The organism is Streptomyces fuscichromogenes, from assembly GCF_014645815.1.
GTDB lineage: Bacteria > Actinomycetota > Actinomycetes > Streptomycetales > Streptomycetaceae > Streptomyces > Streptomyces fuscichromogenes.
Genome location: NZ_BMML01000008.1, coordinates 304,739 through 317,911 on the forward strand (window position 1 = coordinate 304,739; position 13,173 = coordinate 317,911).

General features: G+C 71.8%; 12 protein-coding genes. 3 read left to right on the top strand and 9 right to left on the bottom strand.

The genetic code is table 11. From position 1 onward, the window contains the following. Window positions 1-73 precede the first annotated feature (73 nt). Entirely contained in the window at window positions 74-1,207 is a 1,134-nt protein-coding gene (locus IEZ11_RS20030; RefSeq protein ID WP_189264160.1) for an FG-GAP repeat domain-containing protein, read from the bottom strand. 40 nt (window positions 1,208-1,247) lie between these two features. Next, window positions 1,248-2,297 (bottom strand): formylglycine-generating enzyme family protein, encoded by a 1,050-nt coding sequence (locus tag IEZ11_RS20035; protein WP_189264161.1) that lies wholly within the window; start codon window positions 2,295-2,297, stop codon window positions 1,248-1,250. A gap of 324 nt (window positions 2,298-2,621) precedes the next feature. Here IEZ11_RS20035 and IEZ11_RS20040 point away from each other — a divergent pair, with 324 nt between their 5' ends. Beyond that, window positions 2,622-3,410 (top strand): SDR family NAD(P)-dependent oxidoreductase, encoded by a 789-nt coding sequence (locus IEZ11_RS20040; protein WP_189264162.1) that lies wholly within the window; start codon window positions 2,622-2,624, stop codon window positions 3,408-3,410. Between the two features lie 60 nt (window positions 3,411-3,470). Here the strand turns inward: IEZ11_RS20040 and IEZ11_RS20045 are convergent, their stop codons facing one another. From IEZ11_RS20045 to IEZ11_RS20070, 6 genes are all read right to left on the bottom strand, one after another. Continuing rightward, complete coding sequence (locus IEZ11_RS20045) at window positions 3,471-4,211, bottom strand: GntR family transcriptional regulator (RefSeq protein WP_189264163.1); 741 nt, start codon at window positions 4,209-4,211, stop codon at window positions 3,471-3,473. Between the two features lie 122 nt (window positions 4,212-4,333). Then, the gene (locus IEZ11_RS20050) at window positions 4,334-4,831 is read right to left on the bottom strand and encodes a carboxymuconolactone decarboxylase family protein (RefSeq protein WP_189264164.1); all 498 of its coding nucleotides are present in this window, start codon (window positions 4,829-4,831) and stop codon (window positions 4,334-4,336) included. 15 nt (window positions 4,832-4,846) lie between these two features. After that, on the bottom strand, window positions 4,847-6,310 hold the full coding sequence (locus IEZ11_RS20055) for a carboxylesterase/lipase family protein (RefSeq protein ID WP_189264165.1): 1,464 nt from the start codon (window positions 6,308-6,310) through the stop codon (window positions 4,847-4,849). Further along, window positions 6,307-7,524: an amidohydrolase family protein gene (locus tag IEZ11_RS20060; RefSeq protein WP_189264166.1), complete on the bottom strand. Its 1,218-nt coding sequence runs from the start codon at window positions 7,522-7,524 to the stop codon at window positions 6,307-6,309. Before IEZ11_RS20060 ends, IEZ11_RS20055 begins: the two co-directional genes overlap by 4 nt. Then, window positions 7,521-8,339: a fumarylacetoacetate hydrolase family protein gene (locus IEZ11_RS20065; protein WP_189264167.1), complete on the bottom strand. Its 819-nt coding sequence runs from the start codon at window positions 8,337-8,339 to the stop codon at window positions 7,521-7,523. Before IEZ11_RS20065 ends, IEZ11_RS20060 begins: the two co-directional genes overlap by 4 nt. 7 nt (window positions 8,340-8,346) lie before the next feature. Continuing rightward, window positions 8,347-9,231 carry a fumarylacetoacetate hydrolase family protein gene (locus tag IEZ11_RS20070; protein ID WP_189264168.1) on the bottom strand — a complete coding sequence of 295 codons (885 nt, stop codon included), beginning with the start codon at window positions 9,229-9,231 and terminating at the stop codon, window positions 8,347-8,349. Between the two features lie 107 nt (window positions 9,232-9,338). On the opposite strand from IEZ11_RS20070, the gene IEZ11_RS20075 reads away from it, so the two are divergent. Together IEZ11_RS20075 and IEZ11_RS20080 are read left to right on the top strand one after the other, a co-directional pair. After that, entirely contained in the window at window positions 9,339-10,079 is a 741-nt protein-coding gene (locus IEZ11_RS20075; protein ID WP_189264169.1) for an SDR family NAD(P)-dependent oxidoreductase, read from the top strand. Between the two features lie 29 nt (window positions 10,080-10,108). Beyond that, the gene (locus tag IEZ11_RS20080) at window positions 10,109-10,891 is read left to right on the top strand and encodes an SDR family NAD(P)-dependent oxidoreductase (protein WP_189264170.1); all 783 of its coding nucleotides are present in this window, start codon (window positions 10,109-10,111) and stop codon (window positions 10,889-10,891) included. A 167-nt stretch (window positions 10,892-11,058) separates the two neighbouring features. On the opposite strand, the gene IEZ11_RS20085 is transcribed toward IEZ11_RS20080, so the two are convergent. After that, complete coding sequence (locus tag IEZ11_RS20085; RefSeq protein WP_189264171.1) at window positions 11,059-13,095, bottom strand: autotransporter outer membrane beta-barrel domain-containing protein; 2,037 nt, start codon at window positions 13,093-13,095, stop codon at window positions 11,059-11,061. Window positions 13,096-13,173: the final 78 nt, after the last annotated feature.

Genomic DNA, 13,173 nt, shown 5'->3' on the forward strand with positions numbered 1-13,173 from the left:
GGCCGCTCGGGCCTCCTGAGCAGGCTGCCGCCGGCAGTGGAAGTGCCGGCGGCAGCCGTTCGTGAGGTTCCGGTCATGTGCAGACCCCCCGGAACACATCGACCTGGCCGCCCGTGCTGTCCGCCACCACGAGGTCGCGGACGCCGTCGCCGTCCAGGTCTGCCGCCGTCGCGTCGTAGGCGCCGGTGGCGGGTACGTCGGTCAGCTGTGTGAGGGCACCCGAGGCGGTGCCCGTGTACGGCGTGACCGTGTTGCCCTGGAGCGAGGAGACCAGCAGGTCCGTGGTGCCGTCCCCGTCCAGGTCCGCGGCGCCCACGGCGACCGGCAGCGCGGGCGTGCTGTAGGCGGTGGCCGCGCCGAAGGTGCCGTCACCGTTGCCCGGCAGCACGTCCAGGGTGTCGGCGCCGTTGCTCACCGTGGCCAGGTCGAGGCTGCCGTCACCGTCGAAGTCGCCCTCGGCCAGGGAGTAGAGGCGGGCGGTGGCCGCGTACTTGGTGGCGGTGCCCAGGGCTCCGGTGCCGTCACCGAGCAGCACGCTCACCCCCGCGCTCGCCACGCTCGCCGTGGCCACGTCGGCATCACCGTCGCCGTCGAAGTCGCCGACCACGATGCCGTGCGGCTGGCTTCCGGTGGCGGTCTGGCCGGCGTCGGTGAAGGTGCCGTCCCCGTCGCCGAGCAGCACCCGCACGGTACTGGTCTGCTGCTCGGCGACCACCAGGTCGGCCAGGCCGTCCCCGTTGAGATCCCCCGTCGCCAGCGCCCGGGGCGACCCGGACACGTCGATCGCCGAGGCCGGACCGAAGGTGCCGTCGCCGGAGTTCAGCAACACGCTCACCTGGGCACCGCCGAAGTCGGCGGTCGCGAGGTCCGGATGTCCGTCGCCGTCGAAGTCCGCCACCACGGTCTGGTACGGATGCGTCCCGACCGCGTAGGTGCCGCCCGCCGCGAACGTCCCGTCGCCTTCGCCCAGCAGCACGGTCACCGAGTCGCCTTCGAGGTTGGCGGCGACCACGTCCGGCACGCCGTCGCCGTCGAGGTCGGCCGTGACGACATGCCGGGTGTTGGTGTCGGCGGCGGCGGAGCCGGTGAGGGTGTACGACGGGGTACAGCCGGCCGCGTCGGCGGCCACGGCGGGGATCGCGGGCGGCGCTCCGCCGAGGAGCAGCCCGCCGGCCACGGCGATGCACAGGCGACGACGCCGGTTCATGCCCTACCGCCTCTCGTCTCGGGTGATGTCATCGATCGGCTCAGCTCTGGTCGGCGGCGACCCGGAAGCCGACCGTGGGATAGCCGCCGCTGCCGTCCCGGCCCTCGCCTCGGTAGTGCGTCGTGCAGCTGCGCCCGGTGGCGTACCAGGAGCCGCCGCGCACGGCGTTGACGTCCAGACCGGCCTCCTGGCCGTTGGTGGCGGTGACCACGCTGGAGGTCCACTCGAAGCAGTTGCCGGCCATGTCGTAGGCGCCGTACACGCTGACGCCGGCCGGGTACGCGCCCACGGCCGAGGTGAGTCCGCCGGTCGCCATCAGCGCGTCGAAGAGGTCCGTGTAGACGAACCCGGTCCAGGTGTCGTGGTCGATCCAGCCGGTCACCCCGCCGGTCGCGGTGACGGTGAGGATCTCGGAGACCGGCTCGCTCTCGCCGTACCGGGTGGAGTCCGGGTCGTCGTAAGTGGCCTCGGTGGAGCCGTAGTTCGCGAGGTAGTACGCGGCGCACACCGCGTTGTAGTTGTAGTTGCTGGTGAGCACGGAGTCCGTGTAGGTCGTCCCGGCCGCGTCGCCCCAGGGGTAGCCGTAGGAGTCGGGGCCGCGGGCCGCGCTCTCCCACTCGGCCTCGGTCGGCAGCCGCAGGGTCCAGCCGTCCGCCTGCCCGGTGAGCCAGTCGCAGAAGGCCTCCGCGTCCGCCAACGCGACCTGCAGCACCGGGTGTTGCTCCTTGCCGGTGGGGACCGTGCCGTCGTCCCAGTACGACGGCACGGTGTGGCCGGCGCCCGCGTCCGTGCCGAGGAAGGCCGCGTACTGGGCGTTGGTGACCTGGTAGGCCCCCAGCCAGTAGGCGGAGTCGATCGGCGAGGCCTCGCCCGCTCCCGTGGTGTTGGACAGGTCGGCCGTGAACACGAAGTCCGGGTCCGCGGGGGCCGGTACCAGGCTCTGCCCGGCGACGGTGACCGAGTCGGCCGCGGCGGCCGGGGTCGCGCCGAGGAACGGCACCCCGAGCAGCGGCACGACGGCCGCGGCGCCGGCGATGCGCAGCAGCTTCCTTCTGCCGAACGGCTGTTGGTGCGGTGGTACGACGGTCATGGGGCGGCCCTCCGTCGACTCGATGGCTGGGGAGGCCGGTCACGCGGCGAATTCAGGGGGACAGCGCGCCGCGTGACCGGCCGTTCAACGGAACGTAAAGTGCGCGCCTTTGCTCCGGCCAGTGCCGGCCTGTGACTTCCCTGGACGCGTTCACACAGGTTCCACGCGGGATGCGCGGTCCTTCCCGTTGAGCTCGCAGTCTGCCCGAAGAAGCGCACAGTGTCGACACCTAGCGCTGTGAATGCCAAAACTCCCCTTGACTGAGCCTTACTGTCGACACTAGACAGGTGGTGAAGGACCTTCCCGCGCGACGAGGAGAACACCATGACCGATCCCCGGCCCGGACGACGACTCCTGGGCAAGGTCGCCCTCGTGACCGGTGCGGGCGCGGGGATCGGCCAGGGCTGCGCGCTGCTCTTCGCCGAGCAGGGCGCGACCGTGGTCGGCTGCGACATCGACGCGGACGCGGCCGGACGCACCCGGAAACTGGCCGCCGAACGCGGGGTGAAGGTGGACGTCCTGGCCCCGCTGGACATGACGGTCGAGGAGGACGCCCGGCGCTGCGCGGACACCGTGTTCGAGCGGCACGGCCGGATCGACGTCCTGGTGACGGCAGGCGCGATCGCCCCGCACATGGCGAGCACGGCGGAGATGGACTTCGACGCGCAGTGGACGCCGACCCTGCGCGGCGAGGTCGACGTGGTGTTCCTGCCGGTCCGGGCGGCCTGGCCGCACCTGGTGGCCTCCGGGGGCGGTTCGATCGTCAACTTCGCCTCGGTGAACGCCTTCCGGGGCAGCGGCACCTTCGGCATGGTCGCGCACTGCGCGGGCAAGTCGGCGGTGCTCGGCCTGACCCGTCAGCTGGCCGTGGAGGGCGGACCGGCCGGGATCCGGGCCAACACCATCTCGCCCGGCATGGTGCGCACCCCGGCCACCGAGTCGGCCGGCGCGCACGAGGGAGCCGCTCGGGCGGCCCTGCTGGCCCGCATCCCGCTGGGCCGGGTGGGTACGCCGGAGGACATCGCCTGGTGCGCGGTCTATCTGGCGTCCGACGAGTCCGCGTGGGTCACCGGCGGGAACTTCCCGGTGGACGGCGGCGTGCTGGCGAAGTGAGGGACACCCGGGCACCGGCGGGGCGAGGGGCCTCGGACCGGTTCCGGGTTCCCCGGGCCGTCACGTCGACGGGGTGCGCCGTCGACGTGACGGCTTGCGGCCGGACTCCTGCTCCTGGATCTGCTCCTCGACCGAGCGCAGCGCCCGGACCGTCGCCCCCGCGATCAGCGCGGAGGCCAGCTCGCCGTCCCGCTCCTCACAGGCCTGCATGAGCCGTTCCTGGTCGTCGACGCTGTAGGCGAGCCGGCCGGGGCGGGTCAGGCTGAGGTGGCGGAGCATGAGGGTGCGCAGCGCCAGGGAGTCGAGGATCTGCTTGAGGGTGGCGTTGCCGACGATCTCGGTCATCCGCTCCTGGAGCTGCACATGGCTCCAGAAGTACGCGTCCACGTCGCCCTCGTCGGCCAGCCCGCGCATCTTCTCGACCCGGCCGCGCAGTTCGCCGATCTCCTCGTCGGTGGCCCGCTCCACCAGCAGGGCGGCGAGCATCGAGAGCAGCTGACGGCGGACCTGGTAGATGTCCCGGATGTCCTGGCGGGAGGGCGCCGCGACCCGGGGCCGGCGGCGCGCCTTCATCTCGACCAGGCCCTCCTGCTCCAGGACCATCAGGGCCTCCCGCACGGGGGTCCGGCTCGTGTCGAACCGCCGTGACAGGTCGACGCTGTTGAGGTCCTGGCCCGCGGCCAGCCGCCCCTCGATGATCCCGGCGCCCACCCACTCGGCGATCTGCGCGACCAACGGCTCCCGCCGGTCCCGCAGCCGCAGCAGGCGGGCGAGCACGACATGCGTGTCCTGATCGGTCATCCGGCGGCCTCCCGGTCCGTGCCCGGCCCGGTGCCGGGTTCACAGCGGATCCATCGGTGTCGACACTATCGCACTCCAGGGCCGCCCAGAACACCAGTCTCCGCCCGTCTGTCGACAGCCGTCTAGGGCTGGATGTCCAGGGCGACCAGGAACCGGGACACCATGTTGTACACCGCCACGGTCGCCGTCAGCTCGGCGAGTCCGGTCTCGTCGAAGTCGGCGCGCAAGGCGTCGAACACCGGGTCCGGGACCTGGACGTCCCGGGTCATCGCGTCGGTGTAGGCGATGACCCGCGCGAGGCGCCCCTCGAACTCCGGTTTCTCCTTGCGCACTTCGGCCAGCTGCGGACCGGACGCCCCGGCCCGCCGCGCCTCCGGCTCGTGCGCGGCCCATTCGTACGGCGCCCGGTTGAGGACCGCGATCCGCAGGATGACCAGCTCGCGCAGGTCGGCGGGGAGCGACATCCGCTCCCGTACGGCACCGAGGAGGCTGTTCCAGCCGTCGGCCACCGGCGGGCTGTGCAGCAGCATCCGGTCGAGCGGATGCAGGCTGCCGCCGCGGCGGGCACGGACGCGGTCGGCGATCTCGCCGTCGCCTTCGGTGCCGGGGAGTCGTGCCATGGGGGTTCCTTCCGTTCAGTCGGGCAGCGGGCGGGACACGCGATCCAACAGGTGCATGGCGTCGAGCCGTTGGACCGGGCCGACCTCCGCGGTCTCGCCGCCGAACACCATCGCCCGCGCCCCCGTGAACCGCGGCCAGGCGGGCAGCACGCCCCCGCCCGGGTCGTGGTCCGTCACGAAACGGGCCCAGGTGTCGGCCATGGTGCGGGCCAGTTCCCGGTCCGCGTCGGTCCAGGGCCAGGCGCGGGCCGTCAACGTGTCCAGGGCGTAGGGGAGTTCGGCGGTGTGGTGGACGCCGTAGCCGGGGAGGCCGTCCCGGGGCGGGGCCAGCGGGAGGCCGGCGGGCAGCGGAGGGACCCGGGTGAAGCGGTACATCCAGGTGGGGGCGACCGGCGCATGGGTCCGCGCCCAGTGCCAGACCGGGTAGCCGAACCGGCTCTCGCCGGTGAACCGCCGTGCCGTACGGCGGACTTCGTCGCCGTCCCGCAGCGGGTACACCTCGTCCGTGCCGGGCTCGACGGGCAGCCGGCGCAGGACGTCCAGCGCGGCGTACACCGAGCCCTCGTCGTCGTTGGTCCCGACCAGAAGGGGTACGGCGTGCTGGCGGGCGGCGTCGAAGACGTCGTCGCTCGGTTCGGTCAGGACCCGGCCGTCGACGACCGGCCCGAAGTGGCCCTTGAGGACCAGTTCGACACCGTCCAGGCGGCGCAGGACACCGAGGCCGCGGTCCTCCGCCCAGCGCAGCCCCTGCTTCTGTGCGGTGGCCTGGTCCGGCAGGGGGCCCTCGGCCCGGCCGACACCGGAGGCGCTCTGGCCGATCGCCGCGTGGAAGAGGTGCCGGGCGGCCGGTGCGGCCATCAGGTGGCAGACGTGGGCGGCACCGGCCGAGTTGCCGGCGAGGGTGACCCGGTCGGGGTCGCCGCCGAACGCCGTGATGTTCTCCCGCACCCAGGTGAGGGCGGCGACGATGTCCAGCACCCCGTAGTTCCCGGAGGCGCCCAGGTCGTCCTCGGCGGCGAGCTCCGGGTGGGCGAGGAAGCCCAGGGCGCCGAGCCGGTGGTTGAGGGTGACGACGACGAGTCCGCGCCGGGCCATCGGGCGGCCGTGGTGGATCTCCTGGCCGCCGTGGCCGTAGCGGTTGCCGCCGCCGTGCACCCAGACCAGCACCGGCAGCCGGGCGCCCGGTGCCGGATCGGGGGTCCACACGTTCAGATAGAGGCAGTCCTCGCTCATCACCAGGGCCCGCCGGTCGGCGAAGTTGGTGTGGTACATGATCGAGTCGCGGGGCGGCTGGGGCTGCAGCGGGGCCGGGCCGAAGGTGTCGGCCCGGCGTTCGCCGTCCCAGCGCGGGGCGGCCCGCGGAGGGCGCCAGCGCAGCTCGCCGACGGGCGGCTCGGCGAACGGGATGCCCCGGAAGACGGCCACCTCACCGTCGTACTCGCCGGTCAGCCGCCCCGGCCCGACGCTCGCTCTGATCACCCGGCCGCCTTGTGCAGCACGCCGTCCTTCATGATCACCCGGAGTCGGTCGCGGTCCTGGAGGAGCCGGATGTCGGCCAGCGGGTCGCCGTCCACCAGCACCAGGTCCGCGAGGTACCCCTCCCGGACCAGCCCGAGTTCGTCGCCCAGCCCCATCACCTGGCCGCCGTACTCCGTCGCCGCGCGCAGCGCCTCGGCCGGGGTGAAGCCGAACCAGTCCACGAACAGCTCCAGGTCCCGCAGGTTGCGGCCGACCGGGTTCCAGGCGAAGCCGTAGTCGCCGCCGGGGACGACCCGGACGCCCCGGGCCACGAGCTCGGGTACGACCGCGCGCACCGCGTCCCGGGTGGCCTCGACCTCCATGCCGGGCTCGGGTTCGCTGCCGGCCTCGTGCAGGTTGGCGTGGATGATGCCCGGGGTCGGGGCGACGAAGATCCGGTCGCGGGCGGCCTGGAGCAGGTCGAGGGCCTCCTCGTCGGCGAAGGTGCAGTGGTAGACGGCGCGGATGCCGTGCCGTACGGCCATCTTGACGGACTCGGCGGCGTGCGCGTGTGCGGTGAGCCAGACGCCGTGCTTCTCGGCGGTGTGCGCGGCGGCGGCCACCTCCTCGTCGGTGAACTGCAGGACCCGGGACGTGCCCTGTACGACGGCGCTCTCGCCGGAGAGGGACAACTTGACGATGTCGACGCCGAGTTGGGCCATGTCGGAGACGAACCGGGCGACCGACTCCGGGTCGGAGGCGCGGTGGTCGACGCCGGGGAAGTCGTAGACGCCGGGCTCGACCATGCCGGCGCTGCCCTCCCAGGAGGCGGCCTTGAGACGCGGTCCCGGCAGCCAGCCCTCGGCGAAGGCCTTGCGGGCGGCGACCTCGGTGCCGGGCAGCCGGTTGCCGCCGGAGTAGGCGCTGGTGATGCCGTGGTCCAGGAGGACCCGGCCGGCGTGCGCGACGAGCAGCGCCTTCTCCTCGGGGGGTTCGTCGCGGCGCCGGGAGAGGTGCTCGACGGTGGAGCCGAAGCCGAGGTGGGTGTGGGCGTCCACGAGTCCGGGGAGCAGGGTGCCGCCGCCCCCGTCGATCACCCGGGCCTCGGCGGTCAGGTCGCGCGGGACGCGCTCGGCGACCGCGGTGATGCGGTTGCCCTCGACCAGGACCTGCGCGGGGAACGGGTCGCGGCCCGTGCCGTCGAAGACGTGGACATCGGTGAACAAGAGGGTCATGTGCGCGGCCTCCAGAAGCGGTGACGCATCTCGCCGACTCCCCCGATCCTGCTGACCAGTTCGTCCTCGGGGGTCAGAAAGCGCTGCGGGACCCGGCGGTTGCCGACGCCCGCCGGGGTACCGGTGAAGATCAGGTCGCCGGGGAGGAGGGTGCAGAACTGACTGAGGTGGGAAACCAGTCGGGGAATCGGGAAGATCATGTTGGCGGTGCGGTCGTGCTGGACGGTCTCGCCGTTCAGCTCGCAGGTCAGCTCCAGGTCGTCGGGGTCGTCGATCTCGTCCAGGCTGACGAGTGCGGGGCCGACGGGACCGAAGCCCGGGTAGGACTTGCCGAGTGAGAACTGGGCGGGTCTGCCCGCGAGTTGGCTGATCCGCTCGGAGAGGTCCTGGCCGACGGTGAGCGCGACGACCGGGTCCCAGCCCTTCTCCTCCGGCACCTGGTGCGCCTCGCGGCCGATGACCGCGACCAGTTCCAGCTCCCAGTCGACGCGGCCGGGCGGGAGCGTGACCGTGGTGTACGGGCCGGTGAGACAGGTGGCGAACTTGGTGAAGACGAGCGGGACTTCGGGCTCCTCGTAGCCGGCCTCGGCGGTGTGCGGGCGGTAGTTGAGGGCGACGGCGAAGATCTGGCGGGGGACCGGTACCGGGGGCTCCAGCTCGGACTCGTCGTAGGGGCGGGCGCCGGTCGCCGCGGCGGACCAGCGGCGCAGGTCGTCCCAGCGGGCGAAGAGGTCCGCGCCGAGGGAGGGCGGGACGTCGACGGCGCCCTCGGGGGTCAGCAGGACGGGGCGGCCGGCGAGTCGTGCGATGCGCATGTCCCGGTCACACCCACTGCTCGGCGGGCGGCTCGTCCTCGCCGTACGCCTCGCGCCAGGACACCACCGGGTTGCGCAGCACGCCCAGGCCCTCGATCTCGGCCTCGACGACGTCCCCGGGCTTGAGGTAGTTGGCGAAGGGGTCCTCGGTGCTCGCGGCCACGCCCGCGACGGTGCCGGTGGTGACGAGGTCGCCCGCGCTGTAGGTCTGCGGGGAGTGGTAGGCGACCAGCTGCGGGATGGAGACCGACATCCGGCCGGTGTGGGACTTCTGGCGGACATCGCCGTTGACCCGGAGCTCCATGTCCAGGGTGTGCGGGTCGTCGATCTCGTCGGCGGTGACGATGTACGGGCCGATCGGACAGAAGGTCTCGATCGCCTTGGAGAAGGAGAAGACCCCGGACTCCATCTCCCTGCGCTGGATGTCCCGCGCGGTGATGTCGTTGAAGACCACGTAGCCCGCGATGTGCTCGACGGCCTGCTCGGCGGAGAAGAACCGGCCCGGCCTGCCGATGACGATCGCGAGTTCGAGTTCGTAGTCCAGTTCCCGGGTGAGGTTCGCCGGGTACACGATCGGTTCGTCCGGGCCGATGACCGCGTCGACGTTCTGGAAGAACACGATCCCCTTGTTGACCGGGTGGGACCAGTCCACGCGGACCAGGTCCTCGTGGTGTTCCCGGAAGTTGCCCGCGGTGTGGAAGAACTTCTTCGGCACGATCGGGGCGCGGAGCCGGACGTCGGCGAGCGCGAACCTCCGTCCGGTCTCGCCCACTTGGCCCTCGCGCTCGAAGTACGCACGGGTGGAGGGCACTTCCAGCTCCACGACGGTGTCCCCGTCGAGCCGGCCCACCAGTCCGTGGTCCGGGCCGCCGTCGAACGTCACCAGCTTCATCAGACCTCCCTGAACTGTCGACAGACAGCCTCTCCTGAGCCCGTCAGATCGTCAATAGACGCGCAAAGTGTGGACACATATCGGTGCGGTGACCTACCGTCCGATCCATGCGGACGACATGGGACTTCACGGGGACGAGGGCGCTGGTCGCCGGGGCCGGCGGGATCGGCGGGGTGGTCGCGGGCGAGCTCGCGGACGCGGGGGCGGCCGTGGTCGTCCTGGACGTCGACGAGGGCAACCTGGCCCGGGTGGCCTCGGGGTCCGCCAAGGGGCTCTGCGCCGACCTGACTTCGGCGGACGCCTGCCGGGCCGCCGTCGACCGTGCGGTGGATCTGCTCGGCGGTGTCGACGTGTTCGTGCACGCCGTGGGGACCAACGACCGGCGGCCGGTGCTCGACACCCCGGACGAGGTCTGGGAGCGGATCACCTCGGTCAACCTCGACAGCGCGTTCTGGCTGGGGCGGGCCGTGGGCGGGGTGATGGTGCCGGCCGGGTACGGGCGGATCGTCTATCTGTCGTCCGTGTCCGGCCTGTTGGCCCACGCGAACCACGCGCCCTACGCCGCGACCAAGGGAGGCGTCGACCAGCTGATGCGGGTCATGGCCCGGGAGTGGGCCGCGTGCGGGGTCACCGTCAACGCGGTCGCGCCCGGCTACACCGAGACCGACCTCACACGGGAGTACCTCGCGGCGCCGGGGGTCCGGGCGTCCCTGGAGTCCCTCGTCCCCGCGGGCCGGCTGGGCCGGCCGGCCGATCTGACCGGGCCCGTGCTCTTCCTCGCGTCCGACGCCGCGGCGTTCGTCACCGGACAGGTGCTGTACGTCGACGGCGGGCGGACGCTCGTCTGAACCCCCATCACGATGACTCTGGAGGCCGTATGACCACCGTGTTCGAACGTTTCGCCGGAAAGACCGTGCTCGTCACCGGCGCCGGTACCGGGTTCGGTGCCGAGATCGCGGTGCGGGCGGCGCGGGAGGGGGCCGATGTCGCCGTCCACTACCGCGGTTCCCGAGCGGGGGCCGAGGCGACCGCGGAACGCGTCACCGCGCTCGGCCGCAAGGCGCTCGTCGTGCAGGCCGACATCTCCGAGCACGCGCAGATCACGCGGCTCGCGGAGGAGGTGTGGGCGCACTTCGGGCGGCTGGACGTGGCGGTCAACAACGTGGGGGACGTCGCCCGTGAGCAGATGTCCTGGCGGGACGTCACGGAGGAGTCGATCGACCATGTGCTCGCCGTCGACATCAAGGGCACGCTGCTGTGCACGCACGAGTTCGGGGGGCGGATGCTGGAGCAGGAGGGGGGTGGGGCGATCGTGAACATCGGGTCGACGGTGGTGGTGCGGGGCAGCGCGCGGGCGCCGCAGTACGCTGCCGCGAAGTACGGGATCATCGGGCTGACCAAGTCGTATGCGCATGCGTTCGCGCCGAGGGTGCGGGTGAATGTCTTTGCGCCGGGGTTCATCGAGACGGCGGCGACGTTGGGGCGCGAGGACTGGAAGAGTGGGCGGGGGGATGTGTTGCGGGCCAACACGCCCATGGGGCGGATTCCGGGGCCCGAGGAACTGGCCGGGGCCGCGCTGTTCTTGGCGACCGAGGATGCCGGGCACATCACAGGTGGGTTCTTGGTGGCTGATGGGGGATTCAACATGATTGGGGCGTAGAACGTTGTGGTTCGGGTGCGGGTGGGTGGGGGCTTGTCGCGCAGTTCCCCGCGCCCCTAAAAGCAGGTGGGTGCGCTCATCCCCCATCGAAAGGTTCTGAACAGCTCCGGCCCCCGGGATTCGGTTCGCATCCATCCCCGGGGGCCGGCCCTTGTCTCTTGGTCTGTTTACGACACCGTCAGGGTGAGGGCGCCCGTGTAGCTCTTGCCGGCGGTGATGGTGGTGGCGGTGCCGTCGACCGTGAGGGTGACGGTCTTGCCGCTGGGGGCCTCGATCGCCGCCGTGGAGGCCAGGGTCAGCGCGCTCAGGTACGACGTTCCGGTCACCGTCCAGGTCGAGCCCGCGCCCAGCGTCACCAGGACGCCGTTGTTGACCACCGCGCTCGGGGTGTTGGTGACCTCGCTGATCTGGCGGTACTCGGTCTTGGTGATGGTGGAGACGCTGTGCTTGGCGGTGCTGGCGGAGATGACGCCCTCGATGGTGGAGCCGGTGAAGGAGAGGGTGAGGTTCTGGCCCTGGAGGCTGGCGTTGCCGCCGCCCCAGACGGAGTTGTAGAAGTCGCCGGTGAGGGCGATGTCGGTGAAGGTGCCCTTCGCGTCGGTGGACTGGGAGCTGGTGGTGGTCCAGCTGGAGGACTTGGTCGGGGAGCCGGTCGGCTCGGTGTAGGTGCCGGTCGTCTCGCTGGACCAGGGGTAACCGGAGACCGTGACGCTGCTCGGACGATCGGTGTCCATGAGCTGGAAGAGGACGCCGTTGCCGCTGGTGATGGTGGCGCCGTCGGAGCCGTCGACGGTGACGGTGCCCGCGACCGCCTTGCACATGAACGTGGTCTCGCCGGTGGTGACCTGGGTGCCGCCGTCGATGGCGACCGAGCCCGCCGCGTACCACATGACCATGAAGCGGCCCGCGTCGATGGTCGTGGACTGGACGGGCAGGTCGTCCAGTTCGGCCGAGGTCAGGCCCAGCGAAAGGGAGCTGTTGAGGGACGAGACCGCGCTCTTGGTGCTGTCGCCGTAGTGCGCCGAGGCGCCCCAGTGGATCAGGGCGTAGTCGCCGACGTCGAAGGTGCAGCCGAGGAAGTGCTCGGTGACGTTGCCGATGGCGTAGCTGCCGTAGCCCTCGCCGCCGGTGTTGGCGATGGTGCTGTTGATGGCGGTGAGGGTGCAGTAGCTGCCGCCGTCGACGGAGAGGGCGCCCCACTTCTCCGAGGAGATGGAGGAGTTGATGTACGAGGCCTTGGTGCTGGCGCCGAGCAGGTTGGTGGCGCGGACGTTGCCGGAGATGCCCAGCATCCAGGGCACGGTGATCATGTACTTGGTGTCTCCGGTGCCGGCGGACGGGTACTCGTCGGGGACGACGCCGTCGGCACAGTGGATGGTGGAGTTCTTGACGATGACGTTGGCGGTGGCGTCGGCGATGACGGCCGTACGGACCACGCCGACGTTGCTGATGTTGGCGCCGTCGAGGACGACGGTGGTGCCCGAGCCGGTGCCGACGACGGAGGCGCCGTAGCCGACGAAGTCGCAGCGGCCGTTGCCGTCGAAGGCGATGGTCGGGTTGGTGAGGGTGTAGCTGCCACCGCCGGCGACGTAGACGCCGTTGAAGGCCTCGCCGTTGGAGAGCAGGGTGATGTCCGAGGCCCCGGTGTCGGTGACGGTGCCGCCCACGACGTCGGAGGGGACGGACTTGGACTCGTCCACGCCGTCGGCGTCGACGTAGATGGCCTGGCGGAAGGGGAAGGTGAGGGTGGAGTAGGCGACGTCGGTGGCCTCGGCGACGTTCAGGACGATGGTGCCGGTGTAGGTGCCGGCCGCGATGGCGGTGGCGACGCCCCCGTTCCCGTCGGTGAGCGCGGCGAGTTCGCTGCCGGTCTCCACGCCGTTGACGGTGAGGGAGAGGCTGTAGCCGTCGGGGACGGCGATGGTGCCGCCCTCCTCGATGGTCAGGCAGGTCGCGGTGGTGGTCTCGGTGAGGGTGAGGGTCTCGTCCGAGCCGACGGTGATGCAGGTGTCGGCCTGGGCGCCCTTGCCCTTCTTCCGTCCGGCGGCCTGCGCGGCGGCCGGGGCGAGCAGGGTCGGGGCGAAGGCGGCGGCCACCGCGATGATGAGGGCGCGGGGGCGGGCCCGGTTGGCGATCGGCCGGTCGAGCAGGTCGGTGGCGGAGGTGGTGTCCTCGTGGTCCGTCCGGTTGTCGGTGGGCAGCACTGTGAACTCCTTTGTTTTCCAGTGTTTTCGGGCAGGGGGTATCGCCGTGCGGCGACACGGGGGGGCGCGGGCAGGGGT

Bases quoted from the DNA above. Each gene is read 5' to 3' on its own strand.
- IEZ11_RS20030 (WP_189264160.1), bottom strand. From the start codon at position 1,207: ATGAACCGGCGTCGTCGCCTGTGCATCGCCGTGGCCGGCGGGCTGCTC.
- IEZ11_RS20035 (WP_189264161.1), bottom strand. From the start codon at position 2,297: ATGACCGTCGTACCACCGCACCAACAGCCGTTCGGCAGAAGGAAGCTG.
- IEZ11_RS20040 (WP_189264162.1), top strand. From the start codon at position 2,622: ATGACCGATCCCCGGCCCGGACGACGACTCCTGGGCAAGGTCGCCCTC.
- IEZ11_RS20045 (WP_189264163.1), bottom strand. From the start codon at position 4,211: ATGACCGATCAGGACACGCATGTCGTGCTCGCCCGCCTGCTGCGGCTG.
- IEZ11_RS20050 (WP_189264164.1), bottom strand. From the start codon at position 4,831: ATGGCACGACTCCCCGGCACCGAAGGCGACGGCGAGATCGCCGACCGC.
- IEZ11_RS20060 (WP_189264166.1), bottom strand. From the start codon at position 7,524: ATGACCCTCTTGTTCACCGATGTCCACGTCTTCGACGGCACGGGCCGC.
- IEZ11_RS20065 (WP_189264167.1), bottom strand. From the start codon at position 8,339: ATGCGCATCGCACGACTCGCCGGCCGCCCCGTCCTGCTGACCCCCGAG.
- IEZ11_RS20070 (WP_189264168.1), bottom strand. From the start codon at position 9,231: ATGAAGCTGGTGACGTTCGACGGCGGCCCGGACCACGGACTGGTGGGC.
- IEZ11_RS20075 (WP_189264169.1), top strand. From the start codon at position 9,339: ATGCGGACGACATGGGACTTCACGGGGACGAGGGCGCTGGTCGCCGGG.
- IEZ11_RS20080 (WP_189264170.1), top strand. From the start codon at position 10,109: ATGACCACCGTGTTCGAACGTTTCGCCGGAAAGACCGTGCTCGTCACC.